Source organism: Micromonospora sp. NPDC052213, from assembly GCF_040679695.1.
In the GTDB taxonomy this organism is placed as follows: Bacteria; Actinomycetota; Actinomycetes; order Mycobacteriales; family Micromonosporaceae; genus Micromonospora.
Genome location: NZ_JBFAVI010000367.1, coordinates 1 through 1,248, shown reverse-complemented (window position 1 = coordinate 1,248; position 1,248 = coordinate 1). Strand labels below are relative to the sequence as shown.

Sequence of the window (1,248 nt, the reverse complement as noted above, 5' to 3'; positions counted from 1 at the left end):
GCTGTCCGGACCGGCCGGCGGCATCGTCGGCGCCGCGTACGTCGCCTCCGAGCTGGGCCGGGACAACGTGCTCACGTTCGACATCGGCGGCACCTCGCTGGACGCCTGCGTGATCGAGCGCGGCAACCCGGTCGCCGCGTACGAGGCCCAGCTGGAGCACTTCCCGCTGCTCATCCCCACGTACGACATCCGCACCATCGGCGCCGGCGGCGGCTCGATCGCCTGGCTCGACCACGGCCTGCTCAAGGTCGGCCCGCAGAGCGCCGGCGCCGACCCCGGCCCGGTCTGCTACGGCCGGGGCGGCACCAAGCCGACGGTCACCGACGCCGCGGTGGTGCTCGGCTACATGGACCCGGAGCGCTTCCTCGCCGGCACCATGGGCCTGCGCGACGCCGAGGCGCGCGCCGCAATTCAGGAGCAACTCGCCGAGCCGCTCGGCCTCACCGTGGAGAACGCGGCCGCCGGCGTGTTCGACGTGCTGCTGGCCCGCACCGTCGGCGCGGTCCGCCAGATCACCGTCGAGCGGGGTCACGACCCCCGGCAGTTCGCGCTGCTCGCGTTCGGCGGCGCCGGGCCGCTGCTGGCCCCGCTGCTGGCCCGCGAGATGGGCATCGGCGAGGTCATCGTGCCGTTCGCGCCGTCCGGCTTCTCCGCCTGGGGCATGCTCTCCGCCGACATCGTCAACGACTTCAGCCGTACCGTGATGGCCACGCTCGACGACGCCGACCTGGCGGAGCTGGAGCAGCTGTTCAAGGCCGTCGAGGCCGAGGCGGTCGCGTCGCTGGTGGCGCAGGGCGTGCCGGTCGGCGAGGCGGTGCTGGAGCGGCAGTTCGAGCTGCGCTACCTGGGCCAGGAGCACAGCCTGATGGTCACCGTCGGGCGCGAGCTGGACCGCGACGCGATCCGCGCCGCGTTCGACGAGACGCACCGCGCCCGGTACGGCCACACCATGGGCAACCCGCTGCAGATCCTCAACCTGCGGGTGCGCGGCATCGGGCGCACCGACCGGCCCGAGCTGCAGACCCTGCCGCGTGGCGACGGCGACCCGTCGCAGGCGCTGCTGACGCACCGCGACGCCTACGACTTCGGGCAGCACGCGGTGGTGCCGTTCGCGGTCTACGACCGGGCCCGCCTGGAGCCGGGCGACACCTTCGACGGACCGGCGCTGATCGACGAGGGCACCTCCACCACTGTGGTGCCCAGCGGCCAGCGGGTCACCGTCGACGACCACGGATACCTGCTCGTCAC

The 1,248-nt window shown here is 73.6% G+C and carries 1 protein-coding gene; it reads left to right on the top strand.

What is annotated here, in order from left to right; genetic code table 11:
* The coding region (locus AB0L34_RS34015; protein WP_363709782.1) for a hydantoinase/oxoprolinase family protein at positions 1–1,248 on the top strand (1,248 nt) is incomplete at both ends.